We start from the raw sequence: 22415 nt of genomic DNA, 5'->3' as shown, positions 1-22415 counted from the left end.
CTGCTTATCTCGCAGTGACTAGTGCTGGATAATAGCGTGTCAATTTATCATTAAGCTGCTGAATTTGTTGTGTTAATTTTTCTATTTGTAAATTAAGGTTGTTTTTTTCAACCAGAGAAAGTGATAGTTGTTGCTGCCCTAGCTGTAACTGCACTACATTAAGCCAACGCTGTAAATGCTGGCGACGATATAACCACAGTAACGAAGGGTAATATTGTTGTAGAGTATTGAAGTATTGATCGGCCAGTCGATATTGACCACTTTGTGAGTACCACTCTGCTTGTGCTAATTGTGCGGCATTATTTATCGGTAAAGCCTCAATCTCTGCTTTTGTTATATCGTGCCAATTATGATTGAGTAGTTGCAGTAAAAAATAGCCTTCTTGACCATAACTAACATTTTTTTTCGCTTCAATGAGTGCTTGTTGATAGTTATCAATATTAACAATTTTCAAGCCAGTTCCAAAATAGCTGAGTTGCTCTTGCATTCGATGTAATAAGGCGCTGTTATCTATCAACAATCTATTGTCGGCATTGGTTAACAAGGCTTGTGTTAGCTTGTCTTTCGCCTGCTTTATTAAGCTTTGAAAAGGCTGGCCCTGCTGCCATTGATAAATGGCCCTGTCGGCTGCTAACAACGCTTGTTCAACCAGAATAAAAGCATGGTTTTTTCGTACTTGTTCAGCCTGTGTCAAATAATGCTCAGCTTGTTTGAGTTCAGCACTATTATCTATCAACAAACTGTTATTGATTTTAGCTAACCAGCGATAACTCTGTCCTAAATAATAAATAACAACAAAATGTTGCCGGTTAAGTGTTAACGCTTGTTGATATTGTATTATCGCTTGTAATAGTTTTTGTTGTGCTTGTAATAGCGGTAAAAATTGCGACCAATATAGATACGTGGTAGCTAAATTTACCTTAGCGCCAATGCGGTTTGGCTGTAACTGACTGGCTTGTTGATAAAGCTTAATGGCCTGTTCAAAATAACGACTTATTGCTAATTCTTGTATTTTTTCACTGTTTTTTGCAGCGGACTTTACTCGGTAAGCTTGCAGTTGTTTACCCTTATCAATCGCCAACATTTGCAACAAACCGGCGTAACTATTAAAGAAAAAATAATCACGTTTTGTTTTTAAAATACGCTCAAAGGTATTAATCGCCTGGGCAAACTCATCTGTTACCGGGTAATCCCTGTCCTGCAATAATCTTATTTTATGGAAATAAGCCCGAGCAAGTGAAAATAATATATTTGGGTTTTCAGCGGAGTAATTTAGTGCCAACTGTAGCTGCTCAATGGCCTGTTGTTGAGTGTTGATTGGTTGACCCGAATGCTGATCTTGATAATTACTTTTTATCGATAATAACTGCCCCTTAATAAAATAAGGCTGGTAATGTTTGGGCGCAATAAGCATGGCATTATTGACCAAAGTCATCGCCTGCTGATAAAGGCTAGCAAAGTCTTGCTGCTTACCGTATAGCGCATTGGTTAATTGCTGAAAATGCACGCCTAACGGTTTTAACTGTAACTGCAAATCAGAGCGACCTATTTCAGCGGCATTACCATAATGTTGCAATGCTAATTGACCATTGTCGATAACTTTATCATTTTCATTAATAGCACCCGCAGCTTCTGCTCTAGCCAAATAAATATCGCCGCGCAGCAGATGATGCTGATAAAACCATACAGGTAAATCTTCACTGCTGTCCAGTGTGGTAAGTGCCTGCTGTGGCTGTCCCTGATAAAACTGTAATAGCGCTTTAGCATAAGATTGATAAGGAGAGCCCTCCATGCCTTGCTCTAAGTACTCTATCGCCGGCTGTTTATGTTGCTGCGCTAACATTGCTAGGCGATCTTTACGGGCCGAGCTGCTACTAAGATTACTGATAATGGTCTTTTGTCGTTGATAAATAGCACTGTGACTAAGGGCTAAGGTATAAGCCACCCGTGTTTGTCGAAAACCGCTACGCCAGGCTTGTTGTAAATGCGTAAGCGCCAAATCATATTGTTGTAAGGCATAATACATACGGCCAATAGCATAATGTCCGGGGCCATAAGCGGCTGCACCCAGTGTGCTTATTTGCTCGGTGAGTATATCGATTTGCTGTCGCCATTGAGCGGTTTCTGCGCTGGTATCATGGCGCGGTGCCATTTTACTCATTTTTACTTTAGCTTCTAGCGTTTCTACTTGAGTGATAAAACGGCTAAGCAGCTGTTCACGCACTTGTTGTTGATGTGTTTGCACTTGTTGCCAAACTAGCTGGCTAATGCCGGCCACGCTTAATAAAAGCAATAACATCACTGGCCATTTATGTTTAATGGTTTTCTTTTTTAACCAATAACGGCGCTTAGTGATGACCGAGACTGGCTCGCCGGTAATATAACGCTGTAGATCACCTTTTACTTGTTCAGCGCTTTGATAGCGGTCAGCTGCAGCATGACTAAGACAATGGTTGACTATCGCCCTTACATCCTCAGGAATCTCCGTAGGTAGCGCTTTATAGTCACCATTAATAATCGCTTGGTTACGCTCTTTGCCATTTTTACCGACAAAGGCACGTTTACCGGTCAACAGTTGATAGAGTAAGGTACCAAACGAAAAGATATCAGAGCGTAAGTCTAAAGGCAGTGATAATGCCTGCTCCGGTGAGACATAACCCGGTGTACCAGTAAAGCCCTCGGTTATCATGGCCTTATCTTGCTGCTTGTTTTTATCTGCTGCTAACACTGTTTTTTGATGGCAAATAAGGCCAGCAATGCCAAAGTCGAGCACCTTAATGCTGCCATCAACCGTTAACATGATGTTTTGTGGTTTGATATCACTATGCATGATGTTGCTTTGATGCGCACAACTGATACCCGCGATGATTTCGCTAGCATAAGTTAACGCTGTGGCAAGATCGAAGCCTTGTGGCGGAATAACTTGGTCAAGGGACTGGCCGTCAATCCATTCCATGATGATAAAGTTACTGTCATCTGTCCTAGCGACATCAAAAATGGTAACGATATTGGGGTGATTGAGTTTACACGCCATGCGTGCTTCGTCGAGCAACATCAATTTTGTCGCTTGATTAGTGCCGACAGTGTTTTTTAACATTTTTAACGCGACGTTACGCTGCAAAGTTTTATCTTTAGCGCGATATACTGCCCCCATGCCGCCCTGGCCAAGAATTTCATGCACCTCAAAGTGTGCTAATTCTCCAGTGAGACTAAAGCCATGTTTTGCCGTTATTGATGATTTGGTTGATGATGATGACGAGTATGGCGCTTGGGTAATATCCATCTCACTACTGTTAATGCTGCTATCGTCGACATAGCGAAAAACACTGCCATCTATTATTGCTGACTTCGATTGCTGATTTTGCTGATTTTGCTGATTTTGCTTCGTTTTCTGCTCTTGTACGCTATGGTTTTCAACGGTGCAGGTTTTATCGAGATCAACATCATCAAGCAGTGACCAGTTGCATACTTGGCAGCTAGTATTACTTAAGGCATTATCAAAAAAACATTGCGGGCAGGCTGTGGTGCGGCTGTTGTCATTGCTCATCGGTGGTAATCGGCCTATATTGGCAGTTAACTATAAATTATTACGCGATTACGACCTTGGTTTTTTGCTTGATATAAGGCTTGATCTGCCTCTTCTAATAATAAAATAACCTGATCGCCATGTGCTATCTTGTAACTTGATATGCCTATGCTAACAGTTATCTTGATGATTTCACCGTCTTTTTTTATTTGGCTTTGTTCAGCTGCTTGTCGAATGCGCTCGGCGCATAATTTGGCACTGTGATGATCTACGCCGGGTAATACCACTAAAAACTCTTCACCGCCATATCGGCAGGCTCTATCACAATCGCGTATCTGGCTTTTAATGATGTTGGCAAAGGCTTGCAAAGCAAGATCGCCGCCAGTATGACCATAACGATCGTTCACTTGTTTAAAGTGGTCAAGATCAAGAATAAGGATGGTAAAAGGTATTTGGTGGTTTTGTGCCCTTTGTCGTTCTTGTGCTATCCGTTTGTCGATATAACTACGGGTATAAAGCTCGGTAAGATCATCGGTGGTGGCACGTTTGTATAACTGTGCATTATGTAAGGCGATACTGGTATGAGAGGCAAACGTTTTTAAAAATGGCAATTGTTTTGGCTCAAAACAGTGTGCTTGGCTTTGGCTGTCGAGATATATTACCCCGATCACTTGATTGTCTTGCTGTAATGGAATAACGATGATGCTGCGACTGTTGCTGTTATGGATATTGCCTATGCCTGATTGGCCATTATTTAGAGTTGCATCGCCGACCATGAGAATTTTATTTTGTTGTCGGCAGTTGGCTATTAACACATTACAGTGTTGCTGTATTAACTGTTGCTCTTGCTGGTTATTATCAGCACTGAAATTTCTCGATGAAATAAGTTCAAAAGCAGAGTCAGCTGGTGCGTTATCTAAGGCGAGTAAAACAAAACCTCGTTCTGCATTTAATACTTTACTGACTAAGTTAAGTGCCGTTTTAGTTAGCTCTTCTGTGGTTAAACTGCGATTTAACATATAACTAATAGAGTGCAGAGTTTGTTGCTCTTTTAATACAGCTTGTTGTTCGGCATTTAAACTTAATAAGTTTTTATCAATGTCCTGCATTAATTCTGCCGGCAGCGCTACAAAACCCAAATGATGTTTTAATTTTTGCTGTAAGCTTGTTCTAAAAGTATCGATGGCGACAGATAATTCAATTTTTTCCGTACTTTTACTCGGAAAAAAGCAGGTTTGCATGGTCTCATTGGCATTATCTGCGCTACGCATTTCATACCACAGACTTAAATTACCGATTCTAATTTCAGTATCATTGTAGATAGTAATTGTTTGTTCCGGCGCCAACTTTTGGTTTTCAACCCAAGTGCCAAAACTGGAGTTAAGATCGGTGATCATTAAGTGCTCTTGCTGCCATGATATTTTCATGTGCTTACGAGAGATGCTGCTATTGATCAGCTCAATATCAGATAACGGTGAACGACCAATAACTAACGAGCCTTCGCTAGGCGATAATAATTCAGATCTTATCTGGTTGTTAGCATCTATCCAAGATAAGTAATGGTCTATGTTATCTGTCATAAGTGTCCGAGTTTGCGAAAGCTTGCTAAACAAAATTAAATATCCCGCCCCTGGCGTTTACTTAGGTGACATTTGCTACGCAAATATGGGTATTTTAGTTAGTCAAAGGCAAATACTTTAGCTCGAAAACGACTAACTATTTAAGCCTTTAAACACTATTGATGTCTTATATCATAGCGTTGCACCAGTTTATATTACAAAGTATTTCGAATCGAGATAAACTAGTGATCTTTTTAAGTTAACCAATCACTTGCATGGCTATATTAATTAATATTGAAACAAAAAAGAGCCTGGTATTGAGAAACCCTCATATTTTTGGTCGCTCTGCCAGCTCCTGTAATACCTTATTAACTGGCACTAAGGCATCTAGATTACACTGTTCTATTCATTGGAATGGCTCGTATTGGTTGTTACAAGATTCAAGCACTAATGGCTGTTTTATTAACCAAGTTCGCATGACTAAAACTAAGATGAAGCGCTTAAAGCCAGCAGATAAGTTAAATTTTGCCGATTTAGATAGTGAAACTTGGCAATTAGTTGATGATAGTGAGCCAAAATCGATGTTAGTACCTTTAAATAAAAGTTTGCCAAGCATAGCGCTTGAGCATGTTTTTGTGCTGCCCGATGAAAACTCGCCGGAAATAACCTTATATTTATCGCCTGAACGTCGTTGGTTAGCTGAAAGCAATACGGGCACGGTCGAATTAATTTCTGGTGATAATGTTCGAACATCTAAAGGTGATTGGTATTTTGTCGGTAATTATCCGATAGCTGAAACTTGCTTTGTTAATAATTTTCATCAGGAACAAGTGCTAACCGTATCGGCTGAATTTAAAGTGAGTCAAAATGAAGAACATGTTTGTATATCTTTAGCGATAGCTGATAAAACAATTGAGCTTGGTATAAGAAGTCATCATTATCTGGTGTTAATGTTAGCGCGTAAATGGCTGGAAGACGATAGTCATAACAGGCAAAATAGCGAAAGAGGATGGATTGATAAAAGTTTATTATGCCATGAGTTAATCATGACAGAGCAATATATGAATATTCAAATTTATCGTTTTAGAAAACAAGTCGCTAGTTTGATGTCAGATAGCATAATACTTCCTCAACCTATTGAAAGACGTTTAGGCGAGATCAGGATTACCTTTGATGAAATTACTATTATTGGCGGTGCACTGTTGTAATCCCAATAGCTGGCTATTGGGATTGAGAGCAACGCCGCCTTAGAGTATTTTAACCAGCACAAGTAGGCAATAAGTTATTCGAATTGGTATAAAGCAGCTTACTAATGACGTGATTTAATATGGGTAAAGTGTGGTTTACACAGGTATAAACTTTTAGATAATTAAATATATATTTTATAATAAATATTTCAAGTAACAGATTTCAAATAATATAATTTAGGAGAGAGATTGTAGTTGAGGTTATTATTTATAACTAGAAAGTAATGGTACCCGGAGCCGGACTTGAACCGGCACGCTTTTCGGCGAGGGATTTTAAATCCCTTGTGTCTACCAATTCCACCACCCGGGCATTGTATCTTTTTGGCTTAAACCTAAAGATAAGGGAGTATTTTTATAGTAGGTTGGTACCTACTCTTTATAAATTTATTTATCATTTTATTAATGATGACTGACTACTTGTCATAAATTTATAAAAATTTGGAGCGGCTAACGAGACTCGAACTCGTGACATTCACGTTGGCAACGTGATGCTCTACCAGCTGAGCTACAGCCGCTTCATAGAGATTTTCTTTTACTATTTACCATTTTAAATAAATGGTACCCGGAGCCGGACTTGAACCGGCACGCTTTTCGGCGAGGGATTTTAAATCCCTTGTGTCTACCAATTCCACCACCCGGGCATCGTTATCTATAAGATAAAGGGAGTTTTTTATAGTAGGTATTGGTAACCTACTTATTCTTTAAAAACATATTAAATGGGCTAACGAGACTACTCTCATCAACATAAGTCGTGACATTCACTTCGCTTTTGGCAACGTGATGTTCTACTAGCTGAAACAACCATTCCATATAACATTAATTTTACAGGTAAAAACTCTTTTAGTATTACAACTAAAATTGGAGCGGCTAACGAGACTCGAACTCGTGACATTCACGTTGGCAACGTGATGCTCTACCAGCTGAGCTACAGCCGCTTCATGAGAGCTTGTACATTTTTACTTAATAAAACTTCTTTTAACTGCAAAAGCTAAAATTGGAGCGGCTAACGAGACTCGAACTCGTGACATTCACGTTGGCAACGTGATGCTCTACCAGCTGAGCTACAGCCGCTTCATGAGAGCTTTACTTTTTACTTCCCAAATCGTTGATGAATGGTACCCGGAGCCGGACTTGAACCGGCACGCTTTTCGGCGAGGGATTTTAAATCCCTTGTGTCTACCAATTCCACCACCCGGGCACAAAATGGAGGCGGATACCAGAATCGAACTGGTGTACACGGATTTGCAATCCGCTGCATAACCACTCTGCCAACCCGCCATTTTGTCAACGATGTTTTCAGTGATATCACTATCATAAACTTGTTTTCATCAAACTTAAATTGGAGCGGCTAACGAGACTCGAACTCGTGACATTCACGTTGGCAACGTGATGCTCTACCAGCTGAGCTACAGCCGCTAAATTTAAACTTAATAATTACAAACTTTGGTAAACCGATTAGCTAGATAATGTAACATCAACTTAGCTTAGTTCGCTTTACTTGCTGACTCCCTGTCAACGAAAACGCATTCTACATCTAAATATTTTCCAGTCAACTATTAAATCAACTTTTTATTCTAACTGCTTAAAAAGCGAGTTGTTTGTTCCATTTTTAACTAAAAGGCTTATTAATTGCCCCATTAGTTATAAACAAAGCCATGAAAGGCTTATTGTGCTTTCAATTCAGGCCATGCTGCTTTGAAGTAACTTACCCAGGTAGTAACGGTTAAAACGGTAGCTATAGAATAAAAACCATAAGAAAGGTAGTTAATCACTTCATGAGGCAAGTAAAACAAAATTAGCGGGATGTCATAATCAGGTCGCCAAATGAGTCCCATGATACCGAGCATTTGCGCTGCAGTTTTATATTTGCCCATATTAGATACCGCAATAACATCACGTTTGCCTATTGAAGACATAAATTCACGCAAAGCACTAATAAAGACTTCTCGCGCTATCATGATAATTGCAGCGATGGAGATTAGCCATGAGCTGTAGTCTTGGGCAATCATCACCAAAGCTACAACAACCATGAGTTTATCCGCTACAGGGTCTATGAATGCGCCAAAGGCTGAAGATTGATTAAGCTTTCGAGCAAGATAACCATCTAAGATATCACTAATCGCTGCCAACCAAAAAACGGCAAATGCACCAAAGTGGCTCCACGAAAGTGGTAAATAGAAAATTATCAAGAAAATAGGGATCAAGATGATCCGAAATAAGGTTATTTGGTTAGGTATTGTCCACATCTATTTTTCACTACAAGTCTTTTTCTTTAGTTTACACAAGTTGTTATAGCAGTGCTACGCCAGAATAGGACAAGTTTGTGTAAAACCTTTGATTAAAGGCTTACAGTCAAAACCTTAGGGGATTTTTACAAAAAATGGGAAATAGCGTTTTATTATCTTACTTTTCATGTAAAGCATTATGAATTTTTTCTGCCAGCAGATGACTTATGCCTGGAACTTTCGCTAACGTAGTAACGTCGGCTTGCATAACTTCTTGTAAGCCACCCAAAAACTTCAATAAACTTTGACGTTTTTTCGCGCCTATACCTTCAATGGACTCTAGTTTAGATTTCTTACTGGCTTTTTGCCTTTTTGCCCTATGCCCAGTTATGGCAAAACGATGCGACTCATCTCGAATATGTTGCACTAAATGCAATGCTGGTGATGTAGGCGGTAATGAAATTAGCTGATGGCTACCAGCCAATATTAATGTTTCTAATCCTGGTTTACGTGACTCACCTTTAGCAACACCGACTAATAATGGCGTTCTTGTTAGTGCTAACTGACTAAAAAACTCTTCAGCTTTAGCAAGTTGCCCTTTACCACCATCTATAAAGACAATGTCAGGTAGCTTTTCTAAGGCACTATGCTCATCGGGTTTAATCGGATTTGCTTTTAATTTCCCATAACGCTTATTTAACGCAAAAGCCATAGCTGCATAATCATCTCCAGGGGTGATACCATAGACATTATAACGTCGATAATCCGTTTTCAGTGGTCCATCTTGATTAAATACAACATTAGACGCTACGGTTTGCTGTCCCATTGTATGACTGATATCAAAACATTCAATACGCTGAATACCATTTTCTAGCTCAAATACTTCATTCAATGCGGCAAAACGCGCATGCATCGACTCTTTATGACTATTTCGAGTAATTAGTGCTGTTTGTGCATTAGTGCCTGCCAGCTTTAGGTACTGAGCTCGTTCACTACGAGTATTGGTAGAAATCTTAACTTCGTGCTCTGCTTGAGAGCTCAGTAACGCCGATAATTCTTTAACTTGCTCAATCGATTCTTGAATCACTATCTCTTTGGGGATATTCCCTTGGATTTTACCATGACTTGAATTGTCATTAGTTAAGTAGTGTTGAGCAATAAAAGCCTGCAATATTTCACTGTCACTACTGGCACTTGGCACTATTGGGAAGTAGCTTTTGCTACCTAATATTTTATGCTGTCTGATAAATAGCAGATGAATACAAACTTGCGATTTTTGACGATATAAACCAACCACATCAAGCTCGGCAACATGACCACTCACAAATTGTTGCTGTTGAACTTTACGCAATGTTGCTATTTGGTCACGATACTTAGCTGCAAGCTCAAAGTGCAACTCGTTACTCGCCAACTCCATTTTACTCACCAATTGTTCAATTACCGTTGAGCTTTTCCCCTGCAAGAATAGCTTGGCTAATTTGACTTGAACTTGGTAATCATCAACCGATATTTTATCCACACAAGGGGCTGAACAGCGTCCTAATTGATGTTGTAGACAAGGCCTTGACCGTGCACGGTAATAACTGTCTTCACATTGTCTAATAGGAAATATCTTTTGCATTAAGCGTAAGCTTTCCCACACGGCGCCAACAGTAGGAAATGGACCAAAATATTCACCTTTTATTTTTTTACCTCCACGATGCAAACCTAACTTAGGGTGTTTATGGGCAGTAATCAATAAATATGGATATGACTTATCATCGCGTAATAAAATATTGTATTTGGGTTGGTACTTTTTAATGTAGTTATTTTCAAGTATCAGCGCCTCACCTTCGGTGTGGGTAACAGTAACTTCAATAGCAGCAATCTGCCTAACTAATACTTGTGTTTTTACTGAGCCGACATCTTTTCGAAAATAACTCGCTAAGCGTTTTTTTAATTGCTTGGCTTTACCGACATAAATAACCACTTGTTGGTTATCATACATCCGATAGACCCCCGATTTTTCCGTGACTACACGCAAAAAAGCCTCACTATCAAAAGTTGAGGCTTGCGGGGTTTGACCTAATTGTTCAGGGGGTAAATTTTCGCTATTCTTTTCAGACATTGCAGTAGAGCTTCTTTACAGACTTATAGCTTTTCTGTTTTTAACATACCATGGCGAATGGCTAAATGCGTTAACTCAACATCATTGCTCACACTCAATTTCTCAAACATGCGATATCGGTAACTATTAATAGTTTTAGTACTTAAGTTAAGGTGCTCTGAAATAGCAGGAACTTTATCACCACGGGTTATCATAATCATAATTTGTAACTCTCGATCAGATAAAGCGTTAAACGGGTTTTCGTCAACCGATTTAAATTGGCTTAATGCCATTTTTTGGGCAATATCAGAAGGTAAATAACGTTGACCGCTGTGCACTGCACGAATAGCATTAACCATTTCATCCGGTCCAGCATCTTTGGTTAAGTAACCTGCTGCACCCATTTGCATTACTTTACTTGGGAACGGGTCTTCCGTATGCGCAGTTAAAACAATAATTTTAACATCTGGCGCAAAACGTAATATTTTTTTGCTAGCTTCTAACCCCCCCATGCCTGGCATATCCATGTCCATGAGTAAAACATCAGGTTCACTTTTACGACAGAATTTAATTGCCTCTTCACCCGTTTCACATTCGCCGATAACACTTAATCCCTTAACGCTGGTTAAAATTTTACTAATACCGACACGAACAAGATGATGATCATCAACCAATAGAACATTTATCACGCAGAGTAACCTTAATTAACTTGTAGAGTTAGCCAGAATATAGCGAAAGCGCTGACTATTCAATTGAATCTTACCGAATAATTATGCGATTAAATTTATTGTTAGCTCAGACTGCGCTATAACTTTATCAATAGCTTAGGCTGGTTTTAGAGTTTATTATTTTTCAGCCAGCTATTTAACAAACCAACTTGGCCATTTTTATATGCAGCATAAGTTAACCGCACGGCATTACTTAAAATAACGCTGTCAGACCAATTTGTTTGCTCACTTATGAGTTGATAACAATGTTTTGCCTCAGGTGACATATAACCACGCATTTCCTGCAAACCACGTTCTTTTTGCTTATCGCGATAACGCTTTTGTTTTTCGGCATTGCTCATAGCAATCTTTTTAGTTGGCTGCTCGTTCATTTGTTCGGCATTTGTCATGTCTGTTAAATTTATTTCTAGCTACATGTACCTATAGTCACGCATAACGAGAGCATAATCAAGGCATGACGTTAATTTGATTTATGAGAAATTAATTATATTATTTAACTGTTCGGAGTTGTTTAGTGTACAAGTGTACGCTAAAGTAGCTGCCTAAAATTTATTATCGGATTTCAGCTCATTATGGCAATGCCACAACAAAACTCATACAGTAAAGAAGATTTAGTAAAAGCAGGTACCGGAGAACTATTTGGTGAAGGTAATTCACAACTTCCTTCTGATAACATGCTGATGATGGATCGTATTATTACCATATCTGAAGAGGGTGGCGACCATGGTAAGGGCTACATCTTAGCTGAATTAGATATTACACCAGACTTGTGGTTTTTTGATTGTCACTTTAAGGGTGATCCGGTAATGCCTGGTTGTTTAGGTTTAGATGCTATGTGGCAACTTGTAGGATTTTTCCTAGCTTGGACTGGTGGTCCTGGTAAAGGTCGTGCTCTAGGTGTGGGTGAAGTGAAGTTTACTGGCCAAATATTACCTACCGCTAAAAAAGTTACTTTCAAAATTGATTTCAAACGCGTTATTAAACGTAAACTTTATATGGGCCTTGCCGACGGTAGTGTTAGTGTCGATGGTCGTGAAATTTATACCGCTAAAGATCTTAAAGTAGGCTTATTTACTGATACTAGTAAATTCTAATCTCAGTTAAAGCTTTATCGATATACGATAGATAAAAAAAGCCCAGCAATCAGCTGGGCTTTTTATTATATTATTCATTTACTTATAATCTGTTTGAACTGCTCTTGTTAAAACAAGTAATTGTTTATTTAAACAGCCCTTGATGTTTATCTTCTATGGCCTCTCGCCATCCGCCAAGCCATTGTGACTTTATCGAATCATTTTGGTACGGGCAATGTTCCTTAGAACGACCAGATATACCTGCTTGGTAACCTCTTGTGTGTGCCCTATTTTGGCGATCGCGTTTTTGCCGCTTCATCATAAATACACGCTCCTTGGTTCTTCTTAATAGAAATACCAATAGCAGACTTGAGCAATTATTCTTAAACTTTACTTACATTATTCACATTAATAAAAATAACTCGCCCAGCTGGTATTGCAATACTCCTCTAAGCATAGCTGAAGAAAAGCTATTTTCAATAAGTAAAAAGATAAATTTCACCCATAAAAAAAGCACTGCAACAGTGCTTTTTTTTTATACTTAATAATCAATAATTAAGTATAAAATTCGAATGAAAACCTAATATTTTTAGTTGTTGGCTTTTCTACGGCGAAGACCAAACAAGGCCATTAGTGACAATAAACCAAAGCCAGAAAAACTTGCTCCTTGCCTCTCTACTTTCTCTTCAACTTCTCCACAGTCTTCAACTTCACCGGCAATGGGGTTTAGTAAAACAGCGCGAGCAACGTCAATCATTACTGGATTACCGCTATCATCAACTATTGCTACCCCTTTGGCATCAAAACTTTCCGCCTTCATAATGGCAATCGCGGAAATCTGCCCTGCATCATTAATATCACTGGCTTTAAGAATGTCATAAGATGAATTACAAGCTAACAGATCGTTAACATTTGTCATTACAGGGCTATCACTTGAAGTATCATAGATAAATCCAGCCGTTCGGCGAGGGTTTTGTGTACTATCATTATGGGTTTCAATTTCAGCTTCACCGACAATAACACCAGAAGAGTTCACCCCAAAAGCGGTGCTTTTAGAGGTAGTGAAAAAGTCTTTTGGTATAATAACTTCCATGTCACTTTCAGGAACACTACTGTCTACATAAAAGAATTTTTTGACTCCGGTATCGATATTATGGGTAAAACCTACCACTAAACCGTTATCGTTAATATCGTTCGCACGAGAATATGGGAAAGTTGAACTGGTACCAAAATAATAATGTTGTTGGTTAAAATCAAAAACTTTGCCATCTTTAAATAATACGGCATATGAGCCACTAACTCGTTCATTTGAGTCTGGCGTAGTTACCTCACCAGCATCCCAACCATGAGAATACCCTACGGCAACACCACTTGCATTTACTGAAAGTGCCTGGCTAGAAAAGGCCCTATCATCATCCTCATGTGGAGTGATTAACAAACCTAAATCTGTTGTTTCTACTTCACCTGTATCTAACAATGTCGCCTTGAACGCCATGATATGATACATACCATTTTGGATATTTTGGATACAGATTTCTTCTGGAATATTCTTCAACACATCAGGGTCGGCACAACCACCCGTGGTATCAAGAACATATTCTTCTCGACTTGCCCCTAACTTATAACTGTAATAGCCAACCGCAGCACCGGAGTCATTCATATCAAAGATGGCTGATATCCCTCCCCCATAGCGAATTTCCTTTGGGATTACTGGGTAAATTTCGTTACCGTTATCTGGGGAGAAGAATCCACGTTGACCATGATCTCGTAGCCAAAAATCTCGTACAGTGCCATTGCTATCAGTAAATTCTGGCATAGGTAGATAAGGTGCGCTTGCAGTACCGTAAGTAATGCCCGTATCGGTAATACCTTGAACAACGGTAACGGTTGAGCGTGTTAATGTTCCAGAGCAAGCTGTAGAATCAAAATCAGTATCAAAAACACAGATATCAATAGATGATGAGTTACCAGCATCTAAATTAAGTAAGGCGGCAGTATCGGCAACAACTTGATATTCAAAATACGGGTTAGAGCTGGACGTATTTAGATCTTTCAAGTACATTTTTGACCAAGTAAGATCATTGGCTGTCGGGTTACCCGCTTTTAATGCTTCAAAATCTTCAATTGGTTCAAGCCCAAAATAATAGTCATGATTTCTCAGAGCATTATATTGTATTTGATTAAAGTCATTATCATCAAGATATTGAAATTGCACAGGGAAATTAAAAGAATTAGTCCCTGAAACCGCCATTTCGCCCTTGATGTTTAATGTTCCACCGTAAGTATACCCGGTGGAGTCTTTATCAACTTCAATCACTTCATAAGTAGCTCCATGGCTTTGACTCATGAGGCCAAGACTTAGAGTACTCGTAACCGCTAACACCAATATTTTTTTTGCAAATTGCTTCATACTACTTATTAACTCTTTATGGTTTATCTATTTAACTCGCTTTAACTTATCTGGGTTAAAGCGAGTTAAAGTTTATAATTTAGGCCGTTGTCTGCAGAAAACTGATGATTTCTCAGTTATTACTCATCATCAAGTTCTTGCCATCTGGCATAGACAATCTCGAGGTTGGACTCTGTTTCTGCCAGCTGGTTCAAAACTTTTTGTGTTATTTTTTCATCTTGACTGAAAAAATCAGCTTCATTAACTTGGCCTTGTAATACATCAATCAGTTTTTCTAGTTCATCAATTTTTTCAGGCAGCGCTTCAAGTTCACGAGCATCTTTAAAAGATAGCTTTTTCTTTTTAGCCACAGGCTCAGCAGAAACTTGCTGCGCTTGCTTACTTTTATCTTCAGTGACTTTATTTTTCTGCTCAGCACCATCTGCCATATTCTGACGTTGTGTATCTTTTAGCGCAAGGTAATCATCAACATCATCATAACCACCAACAATCTGATTTATCTGTCCGGTACCATCAAAATACAAACAAGTATTCACACAGTTATTTACGAAATCACGATCATGGCTCACTAAAATAACGGTTCCAGCATAATTTGCAACAACTTCTTCTAGTAGCTCTAAGGTTTCAATATCAAGATCGTTGGTTGGCTCATCGAGAATAAGTAAGTTACTTGGGCGTAAAAACAAACGTGCCAGTAATAATCTATTTTTCTCACCACCCGATAAAGCTCGAACGGGAGTACGTGCTCGTTTAGGGCTAAATAAGAAATCTTGTAGATAACCTAGTACATGTCGAGACCTACCATTTACCATGACTTCTTGTTTACCTTCACCAACAATTTCTTGCACGGTTTGGTTTAAATCAAGCGCTTCTCTGTGCTGATCAAAATAAGCGATGTCTAAATTAACACCTGAGCGCATTTTACCGCTAGTTGCCGCTTGTTTTTCCATGATCAGTTTGATCAAGGTTGATTTACCGGTACCATTCGCGCCGATTAACGCTAAGCGGTCATTACGAGAAATAAGTAGATTAAGGTTTTTAATAACGACGTTGTCACCGAAAGCTACTTTGACACCTTCCGCTTCAAATACTAACTTGCCAGAGCGATCGCCTTGGGTAATATTCATGGTGCTTTGATTACGTACATCACGGCGCGAAGTACGTTCTTTACGCAACTTCTCCAAAGAGCGTACTCGACCTTCATTACGAGTACGACGCGCTTTAACGCCTTGACGAATCCACACTTCTTCTTCGGCTAATTTTTTATCAAATAAAGCATTTTGCTGAACTTCTACTTGTAAATCATGCTGCTTTTGTTCGATATATAAATCATAGTCACCTGGGTAACTTTTAAGCTTGCCTCGATCAAGATCTAAAATACGGGTAGATAAACCACGGATAAACGCCCTATCATGGCTGATAAAAATAATAGTACCGGCAAAGTCTTTTAAGAATTGTTCTAGCCATAACACGCTTTCAATATCTAAATGGTTAGTTGGCTCATCGAGTAATAAAATATCTGGGCTAGTTACTAATGCTTTAGCCAAAGCAACTTTACGTAACCAACCACCTGACAAATCACAAATTTTCGCATCTGCATCCAATGATAAAGTAGTCATGGCTTGGTCAATACGCTGTTCGTCCAGCCAAGCATTGGCTTTTTCAAGCTCTTCTTGTACGTTTGCTAACTTATTAAGGTTTTTGTCACTGGGGTCTTCGCCAATCAAGTGAATTAAGGCGTGATAACGACGGATTAGTTCGGCATTTTCTTTTACACCTTCAGCAACATAGTCAAACACAGAGATTTCAGACGATTCTGGTGGATCTTGCTCTAACATAGACATTTTCATGGTACTAGACTTTAAAATCTGACCATCGTCTAAGTTTTGTAAGTCCATTAATATCTTCATTAACGTCGACTTACCTGCACCATTACGGCCCACTAAACAAATTCGCTCACCGGTTTGGATACTTAACTCGGCTTTATCTAATATTTTATCTTCGCCAAAGGCAAGCTCACCGTTGGCTATTCTTAATAATTCCATAATTCTTCTTAACTTCTAATAAATTTAATAATTTGCTATTAATTTTCTAATGATAGCTACAGGCTAAATTGTTCAACTTGTGTTTGGGTAAAAGGCCAAAACAGCTTAGTATTTTCACTACTGTTTTCTTCCAGTTTTTCTAAGACGGGAATATGCACACCATACAATTCAACCAATGTTTGTTTTTCATGAGCCACCTGCTCTTGTTCAATAATATCAACTTTTTTTAACTGTTCATCAGTCAATACAGTTAAACAAAGTGCCAAGGCCTGCTCACATAAATGGCAGCCTTCACTGCCATATAAATTATATTTTGTCATTATTACTATCTACTACTTAGGTAGCTTTGCGTTTAATAGACCAGCTATTATGAATATGTTTGTTACGAGCAAAATCTTTATCTCGTGTGATATCAGACATAGCCTCTGCACCCAGGCCGTGCTCAGACAATGCTTCAAAGTCTATTTTAAAGTTACGTTTATTATTAGTGAAGAATATTTCCCCTCCCCTATTAAGTGACTTTAACGCATCAGTAATTAACTCAACGTGGTCTCGTTGTACATCAAAACTATCTTCCATACGCTTTGAATTTGAGAATGTCGGTGGATCAATAAAAATCACATCAAACTTAGTAGTGTTTTTCTTCAACCAGTCTAAACAGTCTGCTTGAATAAATTGATATTTATGACCGTTCAACTTATTCAGGGCAAAGTTATCTTGTGCCCAGTTAAGGTAGGTATTAGACATATCAACGGTAGTCACAGATACAGCACCTTGTACAGCGGCTTGTACTGAAATTGAGCCGGTATAAGCAAATAAATTAAGTAAAGTCTTACCTTGAGATTTCTTCGCTACTATTTGACGTGTTTTTCGGTGATCTAAAAACAAACCGGTATCAAGATAGTCCCATAAGTTAATTTTAAACTGAGCACCATGTTCATTGATAGTAAGAGATTGTTTCGATTTGTCTAGGCGTTGATATTGATCACTGCCCCTTTGTTTAGCACGGGTTTTCAAAACGACTTTATCTGTTGGAATATCTAATACTTTAGGCGCCCAATAAATAACTTCTTGTAGACGTTTCTTGGCTTTTTGCTCTTCAATAGTTTTTGGCGCGGCATACTCTTGTATCACTAAATACTCGCCATAAATATCAATAGCAACATTATATTCAGGGATATCACCATCATATAAACGGTAAGCTTCTATTTCATTTGATTTTAACCAGCCTTTTAAGTTTTTACGGTTTTTCTTGAGGCGGTTTGCAAAAGCGCTGTCTTCCTCAGCGAAGTCCGATTGCGGATTTACGGCATCTTTTGCTCTTTGTTTTTCATCAACATTGTATAAAGCTAATTGACAATCTAATGGCCCGTTTTTAAATTTATAACGCTTGAAACTTGAGAGTTTCAACATAGCCAGCAAGTCGATATTTGCCGTTAATATTGCCACACGCCAGTCGATAAACTGCGTTTTAAGTTTTTGACCAAATAAAACAAAGTTTTCGACTAACTCGGGTAACTCACCAATACGTTCACCATAAGGAGGGTTAAACAACACAGTGCCAGGACCACCAAAGGTGTTATTCATGTCGTTAGTATTTTTACAGGAGAATTCAATATATTGTTGTAAACGTGCATTACGAGCATTTTGCTGCGCCGTTTTTAATACACGGCCATCAATATCAACACCAAATACTTTCACACCTTGAAGCGTATCTAATGATTTTTCAGAATTTGTTATAGCTTTGTCTAATTGCTCTTCCCAAAGTTCATTCTCATGTGATAACCAATATTCAAAGCCCCAAGAAGCACGGCTGATACCCGGCGCTTGCTTAGCTGCCATAGCAACAGCTTCAATCAAAATAGTACCTGAGCCACACATTGGATCAACTAACGGTGTACTAGTATCCTTTAACCAACCAGAACGAATTATAAGAGCCGCAGCTAAATTTTCTTTTAATGGCGCAGCACCACTGTGCTCACGATAGCCACGTTGAAATAAACCTCGGCCTGAAAAATCAAGGAAGATATGGATCTGATCTCTAAGTAATCGCGCTTGAAAACTAATTTGTGGCGATTTTTTATCTACATTCGGGCGCTCTTGGCCTTGCTCTCTAAATTGATCAACGATCGCATCTTTAATGGTTAAGCCACCAAACTGACTATTTCGAATTTCTTCGCTATAACCAACAAAGTCAATGGCAAAGGTAGTTGTTGAATTAAAAATATCAGGCCAGTTAATCGAACTCGCGGCTTTAAACAACTCATCTTTGTCTTTCGCTTCACCCTCACCTAATTTAAGCATGATACGAGTAGCAAGGCGTGTCCAAAGAGATATTTTATATCCCAACGCTAAAGACGCTTGAAAATAAACGCCTTCGGGTTTTTGTACAACGCGGTCTGCGCCTAGGTTTATTATTTCATCGAACAGTAAAACTTCAATACCAGGTGATGTTAAAGCTAAAAATTGGTGCATGGATTCTTTCATGGTGCGTTTCCGGAGTAAGCAGCAGTGTAAACTATGGGCGCGATTATATACGCAAACACAAGGTACATAAACAAAAGTTAGCTTTAACTGGCAGAAACCGCCTGATTTTCACTCGTAACGGATGACAATTGAGCGAACAGTATTATTTTGATAAAAGCGCTTGCTTTATCGATGCGCTATCCTTACTATACGCCTCGCTTTCAGGGACTAACCTTTTTGAAAGAAACTTCTCGCAATAAGAAGTAAAATATTGTGGCTTGTTTAAGTTTATACTAGCAATAGTAATCTTAAACCATTCGGACGCGGGATGGAGCAGCCTGGTAGCTCGTCGGGCTCATAACCCGAAGGTCGTCAGTTCAAATCTGGCTCCCGCAACCAATTCTTTTTAGAATGAATTAAAACTTCTAAGGCTTGTTTAAGTTAACCACTTAAACCATTCGGACGCGGGATGGAGCAGCCTGGTAGCTCGTCGGGCTCATAACCCGAAGGTCGTCAGTTCAAATCTGGCTCCCGCAACCAATTCTCTAATAATAGAATTAAAATAATTATTGGCTTTCCTACTTTAATGTAGGTCATTCGGACGCGGGATGGAGCAGCCTGGTAGCTCGTCGGGCTCATAACCCGAAGGTCGTCAGTTCAAATCTGGCTCCCGCAACCAACTTATATCAAGTATAAAGAGTAAGGTCGTAAGCTCCCTCTCCATAAGATAAGGGCTCCCGAACCAATCATTTTTATCTCCATATAAATTTCTATATAAAAAATCCATACTTTAGTTCGTCAGGCTATTACTTATAACTAGCCGAAAGTCGTCATTGTTTCTTCAAATCTGGCTCCCGCAACCAACTTCTCTTAAGTATAAAAGTAGGTCGTTAGTTCCCTATCCATAAGATAAGGGATCTCGTACCAATTATTTTTTACCTCCATATAAATTCCTATTTAAATAATCAAAACTTTAGCTCGTCGGGCTATTACTTATAATAGCCGAAAGTCGTCATTGTTTCTTCAAATCTGGCTCCCGCAACCAACTTCTATCAAGTATAAAGAGTAAGGTCGTAAGCTCCCTCTCCATAAGATAAGGGCTCCCGAACCAATCCTTTTTATCTCCATATAAATTTCTATATAAATAATCCATACTTTAGTTCGTCAGGCTATTACTTATAAATAGCCGAAAGTCGTCATTGCCTTTTCAAATATTGCTTCCGCAACCAATTTTTCATATCAACATTTTTAAAATAACATCTCATTTAAACCATCCAAGATATGCCTCGTAGGACAGTCCCTCTATAAACTTAAGTAAATAGCCGACAGTAATATTTTTTCACTCTGCATACTTCCAATTATCTTCTCCCCCCTATAATTTCTACTCATTATTTACCACTATGTGGAGCCTTAGTTCCTAGACTCTGCTGAGATTTTCATTACAATCCAGCCATCTTATCTAACTTGATAATTTACCCTATAAAACTAACCTGGAGAAATAATATGAATGTTGACCAACATATCAAAGTAGCACAATGGCATTTAGAGCAAGCTCGTTTACATAATGTTAGTGATCATACTTGTGGTTGTCCTGCTAACAAGCATGACCAACGCGCGATTGATGCTGTTGAAGCTGGTTTAATCATTGAAGAAAAGGCGTGTACATTAGAAGCTAAAGAAGCACGGGTTTAAGTTAGCCACTGATGTAATGAATTAAAACCGATAAAGCTGCGTTTATCGGTTTTTATCCTTGATATAAACTCCCGCCACTACTCTTTTCTGCAAATCAGCATTGTATCTCCTGCTTGCTTTAGCAAATATCACACTATATTTATCATTGAATAAAAAATTAAGATAAATATAGTGTTGTCGTTAACCTCATTACTTTATAAGATTCATTTACTCTAACTATTTATTTAGTAATTACATAAGGATTTTTATGGCTGGTGCAAGTTTACTGACCTTATTAGATGATATTGCCATGTTACTCGACGATGTAGCTGTTTTATCCAAAGTCGCAGCAAAAAAAACCGCAGGGGTTTTAGGTGATGATTTGGCTGTAAATGCCGAGCAACTTTCTGGTGGTTTAAAAGCCGACCGTGAACTACCCGTAGTATGGGCTGTGTTTAAAGGATCTATGCTTAACAAAGCTATTTTAGTCCCTATTGCACTATTACTGAGTTATTTTTTGCCCGTAGTGATAATGCCCTTATTAATGCTAGGCGGTGCCTATTTGTGTTACGAAGGTTTCGAGAAAGTGTGGCATAAATTTAGCCATAAGGTTGAACATAAACAGCAACATGAACAACGTGTTGCTGCACTCCAAGATGAAACTGTTAATATTACCCTCTATGAGAAAGATAAGATTAAAGGTGCCATCCGCACTGACTTTATCCTCTCTGCAGAAATTATTATTATTGCTTTAGGCACTGTCGCTGATAAAGCAATCACCACACAAATATCAGTATTAGTTTTTATCGCTATCTTAATGACCATAGGTGTATATGGCTTAGTTGCCGGTATTGTCAAAATTGATGATGGTGGCTTTTTATTAATTAAAGATAAGTCCATCAGTCTTTGGGGAAAATTTAAACGCGCATTGGGTTACTTTATGATTGCCTTTGCACCTAAACTTATGAAATTTTTGGCTGTTGCTGGCACAATTGCTATGTGGTTAGTAGGCGGCTCATTGATTACTCACGGTGTTCCTGCTTTTCATCACTTCATTGAATCAGCGATACACTTTGCTGGTAATTTACCTATATTTTCAGGGTTATTGGTCGCTATTACGCCACTGCTAATTGATTTAGTGGTAGGTTTTGTCCTTGGAGCGGTATTGGTTTTTGCTTCTTTAGCCGTGATGGCAATAACTAAGAAAAAAAATAAGCCGGTAAGCGAATAAGAACTCAAGTAACAACGAAATTAAGTAGCGATAGACTCTGTCGATGTTTCAATTTATTCGATTATCAAGGCAAAACGTTTATGAATAACGGGTTATTTATCTACGTTTTAACGCTGAGAATCGGATAAAGGGGAATATTGAGCAAGTG

The 22415-nt window shown here is 38.7% G+C and carries 15 protein-coding genes and 11 tRNA genes; 7 read left to right on the top strand and 19 right to left on the bottom strand.

Annotation, left to right across the window (positions count from 1 at the left end; genetic code table 11):
* Positions 1-4 precede the first annotated feature (4 nt).
* A complete protein-coding gene (locus GAB14E_RS00185; RefSeq protein ID WP_033084649.1) occupies positions 5-3547 on the bottom strand; it encodes a serine/threonine-protein kinase in 3543 nt (1180 codons plus the stop codon).
* A gap of 26 nt (positions 3548-3573) precedes the next feature.
* A complete protein-coding gene (locus GAB14E_RS24350; RefSeq protein ID WP_052094186.1) occupies positions 3574-5106 on the bottom strand; it encodes a diguanylate cyclase in 1533 nt (510 codons plus the stop codon).
* A gap of 296 nt (positions 5107-5402) precedes the next feature.
* Between GAB14E_RS24350 and GAB14E_RS00190 the strand changes: the two genes are divergently transcribed.
* Entirely contained in the window at positions 5403-6293 is an 891-nt protein-coding gene (locus tag GAB14E_RS00190; RefSeq protein WP_197061266.1) for an FHA domain-containing protein, read from the top strand.
* A gap of 264 nt (positions 6294-6557) precedes the next feature.
* On the opposite strand, the gene GAB14E_RS00195 is transcribed toward GAB14E_RS00190, so the two are convergent.
* The 12 genes from GAB14E_RS00195 to GAB14E_RS00250 all read right to left on the bottom strand — a co-directional run bounded on the left by GAB14E_RS00195 (position 6558) and on the right by GAB14E_RS00250 (position 11760).
* A tRNA-Leu gene (locus tag GAB14E_RS00195) sits at positions 6558-6642 on the bottom strand.
* A 129-nt stretch (positions 6643-6771) separates the two neighbouring features.
* Positions 6772-6847: transfer RNA gene (locus GAB14E_RS00200), tRNA-Gly, on the bottom strand.
* A 41-nt stretch (positions 6848-6888) separates the two neighbouring features.
* A tRNA-Leu gene (locus GAB14E_RS00205) sits at positions 6889-6973 on the bottom strand.
* A 218-nt stretch (positions 6974-7191) separates the two neighbouring features.
* Positions 7192-7267, bottom strand: a tRNA-Gly gene (locus tag GAB14E_RS00210).
* A 60-nt stretch (positions 7268-7327) separates the two neighbouring features.
* Positions 7328-7403 (bottom strand) — tRNA-Gly (locus tag GAB14E_RS00215).
* Positions 7404-7445: 42 nt separating this feature from the next.
* Positions 7446-7530: transfer RNA gene (locus GAB14E_RS00220), tRNA-Leu, on the bottom strand.
* A 6-nt stretch (positions 7531-7536) separates the two neighbouring features.
* Positions 7537-7610: transfer RNA gene (locus tag GAB14E_RS00225), tRNA-Cys, on the bottom strand.
* Between the two features lie 62 nt (positions 7611-7672).
* A tRNA-Gly gene (locus tag GAB14E_RS00230) sits at positions 7673-7748 on the bottom strand.
* Positions 7749-7996: 248 nt separating this feature from the next.
* Entirely contained in the window at positions 7997-8578 is a 582-nt protein-coding gene (gene pgsA / locus GAB14E_RS00235) for a CDP-diacylglycerol--glycerol-3-phosphate 3-phosphatidyltransferase (RefSeq protein WP_033084647.1), read from the bottom strand.
* A gap of 157 nt (positions 8579-8735) precedes the next feature.
* Complete coding sequence (gene uvrC / locus GAB14E_RS00240; RefSeq protein WP_052094184.1) at positions 8736-10664, bottom strand: excinuclease ABC subunit UvrC; 1929 nt, start codon at positions 10662-10664, stop codon at positions 8736-8738.
* A gap of 23 nt (positions 10665-10687) precedes the next feature.
* Positions 10688-11332 carry a UvrY/SirA/GacA family response regulator transcription factor gene (uvrY, locus tag GAB14E_RS00245; protein ID WP_033084646.1) on the bottom strand — a complete coding sequence of 215 codons (645 nt, stop codon included), beginning with the start codon at positions 11330-11332 and terminating at the stop codon, positions 10688-10690.
* Positions 11333-11478: 146 nt separating this feature from the next.
* Positions 11479-11760: a hypothetical protein gene (locus GAB14E_RS00250; RefSeq protein WP_197061265.1), complete on the bottom strand. Its 282-nt coding sequence runs from the start codon at positions 11758-11760 to the stop codon at positions 11479-11481.
* A 189-nt stretch (positions 11761-11949) separates the two neighbouring features.
* Here GAB14E_RS00250 and fabA point away from each other — a divergent pair, with 189 nt between their 5' ends.
* Positions 11950-12465, top strand: coding sequence for a bifunctional 3-hydroxydecanoyl-ACP dehydratase/trans-2-decenoyl-ACP isomerase (fabA, locus tag GAB14E_RS00255; RefSeq protein WP_033084699.1), 516 nt, complete (start codon positions 11950-11952; stop codon positions 12463-12465).
* Positions 12466-12589: 124 nt separating this feature from the next.
* On the opposite strand, the gene rmf is transcribed toward fabA, so the two are convergent.
* The 5 genes from rmf to rlmKL form a co-directional block, all read right to left on the bottom strand.
* Positions 12590-12763, bottom strand: coding sequence for a ribosome modulation factor (gene rmf / locus GAB14E_RS00260; protein ID WP_033084698.1), 174 nt, complete (start codon positions 12761-12763; stop codon positions 12590-12592).
* A gap of 270 nt (positions 12764-13033) precedes the next feature.
* Positions 13034-14854, bottom strand: coding sequence for a DUF3466 family protein (locus GAB14E_RS00265; RefSeq protein ID WP_033084645.1), 1821 nt, complete (start codon positions 14852-14854; stop codon positions 13034-13036).
* Between the two features lie 119 nt (positions 14855-14973).
* Complete coding sequence (gene uup / locus GAB14E_RS00270; protein WP_033084644.1) at positions 14974-16899, bottom strand: ATP-binding cassette ATPase Uup; 1926 nt, start codon at positions 16897-16899, stop codon at positions 14974-14976.
* Positions 16900-16955: 56 nt separating this feature from the next.
* Positions 16956-17219, bottom strand: a complete 264-nt coding sequence (locus GAB14E_RS00275; RefSeq protein WP_033084643.1) for a glutaredoxin family protein — start codon at positions 17217-17219, stop codon at positions 16956-16958.
* Positions 17220-17235: 16 nt separating this feature from the next.
* Complete coding sequence (gene rlmKL / locus GAB14E_RS00280; RefSeq protein WP_052094181.1) at positions 17236-19386, bottom strand: bifunctional 23S rRNA (guanine(2069)-N(7))-methyltransferase RlmK/23S rRNA (guanine(2445)-N(2))-methyltransferase RlmL; 2151 nt, start codon at positions 19384-19386, stop codon at positions 17236-17238.
* Between the two features lie 301 nt (positions 19387-19687).
* Between rlmKL and GAB14E_RS00285 the strand changes: the two genes are divergently transcribed.
* The 5 genes from GAB14E_RS00285 to GAB14E_RS00305 all read left to right on the top strand — a co-directional run bounded on the left by GAB14E_RS00285 (position 19688) and on the right by GAB14E_RS00305 (position 22267).
* Positions 19688-19764, top strand: a tRNA-Met gene (locus GAB14E_RS00285).
* Between the two features lie 64 nt (positions 19765-19828).
* A tRNA-Met gene (locus tag GAB14E_RS00290) sits at positions 19829-19905 on the top strand.
* A 62-nt stretch (positions 19906-19967) separates the two neighbouring features.
* A tRNA-Met gene (locus tag GAB14E_RS00295) sits at positions 19968-20044 on the top strand.
* A gap of 824 nt (positions 20045-20868) precedes the next feature.
* Positions 20869-21057 (top strand): hypothetical protein, encoded by a 189-nt coding sequence (locus GAB14E_RS00300; protein WP_033084642.1) that lies wholly within the window; start codon positions 20869-20871, stop codon positions 21055-21057.
* Between the two features lie 247 nt (positions 21058-21304).
* Positions 21305-22267 carry a DUF808 domain-containing protein gene (locus GAB14E_RS00305; protein WP_033084641.1) on the top strand — a complete coding sequence of 321 codons (963 nt, stop codon included), beginning with the start codon at positions 21305-21307 and terminating at the stop codon, positions 22265-22267.
* Positions 22268-22415 lie beyond the last annotated feature (148 nt).

The organism is Colwellia psychrerythraea (assembly GCF_000764185.1).
Lineage (GTDB): Bacteria > Pseudomonadota > Gammaproteobacteria > Enterobacterales > Alteromonadaceae > Colwellia > Colwellia psychrerythraea_B.
This window is presented reverse-complemented; position numbering and strand designations above follow the sequence as displayed.

What these genes read in the sequence shown, in the direction of transcription:
- GAB14E_RS00300 (WP_033084642.1), top strand. Translation starts at nt 20,869, where the DNA reads ATGAATGTTGACCAACATATCAAAGTAGCACAATGGCATTTAGAGCAA.
- fabA (WP_033084699.1), top strand. Translation starts at nt 11,950, where the DNA reads ATGCCACAACAAAACTCATACAGTAAAGAAGATTTAGTAAAAGCAGGT.
- GAB14E_RS00250 (WP_197061265.1), bottom strand. Translation starts at nt 11,760, where the DNA reads ATGACAAATGCCGAACAAATGAACGAGCAGCCAACTAAAAAGATTGCT.
- uvrC (WP_052094184.1), bottom strand. Translation starts at nt 10,664, where the DNA reads ATGTCTGAAAAGAATAGCGAAAATTTACCCCCTGAACAATTAGGTCAA.
- GAB14E_RS24350 (WP_052094186.1), bottom strand. Translation starts at nt 5,106, where the DNA reads ATGACAGATAACATAGACCATTACTTATCTTGGATAGATGCTAACAAC.
- uup (WP_033084644.1), bottom strand. Translation starts at nt 16,899, where the DNA reads ATGGAATTATTAAGAATAGCCAACGGTGAGCTTGCCTTTGGCGAAGAT.
- GAB14E_RS00265 (WP_033084645.1), bottom strand. Translation starts at nt 14,854, where the DNA reads ATGAAGCAATTTGCAAAAAAAATATTGGTGTTAGCGGTTACGAGTACT.
- pgsA (WP_033084647.1), bottom strand. Translation starts at nt 8,578, where the DNA reads ATGTGGACAATACCTAACCAAATAACCTTATTTCGGATCATCTTGATC.
- GAB14E_RS00185 (WP_033084649.1), bottom strand. Translation starts at nt 3,547, where the DNA reads ATGAGCAATGACAACAGCCGCACCACAGCCTGCCCGCAATGTTTTTTT.
- rmf (WP_033084698.1), bottom strand. Translation starts at nt 12,763, where the DNA reads ATGAAGCGGCAAAAACGCGATCGCCAAAATAGGGCACACACAAGAGGT.
- GAB14E_RS00305 (WP_033084641.1), top strand. Translation starts at nt 21,305, where the DNA reads ATGGCTGGTGCAAGTTTACTGACCTTATTAGATGATATTGCCATGTTA.
- GAB14E_RS00275 (WP_033084643.1), bottom strand. Translation starts at nt 17,219, where the DNA reads ATGACAAAATATAATTTATATGGCAGTGAAGGCTGCCATTTATGTGAG.
- rlmKL (WP_052094181.1), bottom strand. Translation starts at nt 19,386, where the DNA reads ATGAAAGAATCCATGCACCAATTTTTAGCTTTAACATCACCTGGTATT.